Raw genomic sequence first — 678 nt, 5'->3', positions numbered from 1 at the left:
ACCAGCGCCCGAGGACCGCGCCCGGACCGCGCACGCCCTCGACCAGGTCGGCATGGCCGCGCACGCCGACCGCCGGTTCGCCGACCTGTCCGGCGGCGAACGCCAACGCGTGCTGCTCGCCAGGGCGCTGGCCCAGCAGCCCGACGTCCTGGTGCTGGACGAACCCACCAACCACCTCGACATCCGCCACCAGGTCGAACTGCTCGCCCTGCTGCGCGCCCAGCGCACCACCACGCTGGTCGCCCTGCACGACCTGAACGCCGCCGCGTCCGTCTGCGACCGCCTGCACGTCCTGGCCGGCGGCACGCTGGTGGCCTCCGGCCCGCCCCGCGAGGTGCTCACCCCGGACCTGCTCGCCGAGGTGTTCGGCGTCCGCGCCGCCGTCACCCGGCACCCGCTCACCGGCGACCCGCTGATCGCCTTCGACCACCGGACGCCGGCCGACCGGCCGCCGGAACCCCCACCGTTCATGGGGAACTGAGAAGTTCGGCTGCCACCATGGTGCGCGCCCGGCCGCCACCCGCACCGGGAGGCTGCCGGGCCCGCCGGCCGGAAGGAGTCACCGGTGAGCACGATCGGACGGGACCTGGCCCCCGGCGGGCCACCCGAGTCCCCCCGTGGGGGCCCCTGGGGGGTCCCCCCCCACCCCCCCGGTTGGGGGGGCCCGGGGGGGGGTGG

Annotated in this window: 1 protein-coding gene; it reads left to right on the top strand. The window is 77.4% G+C overall.

Translation table 11 applies throughout. From position 1 onward, the window contains the following. Positions 1-481, top strand: a 481-nt coding sequence (locus tag KCH_RS02475) for an ABC transporter ATP-binding protein (protein ID WP_157032362.1), incomplete at its 5' end; no start/stop codon positions are given. Positions 482-678 lie beyond the last annotated feature (197 nt).

This window comes from Kitasatospora cheerisanensis KCTC 2395 (assembly GCF_000696185.1).
GTDB lineage: Bacteria > Actinomycetota > Actinomycetes > Streptomycetales > Streptomycetaceae > Kitasatospora > Kitasatospora cheerisanensis.
This window is presented reverse-complemented; position numbering and strand designations above follow the sequence as displayed.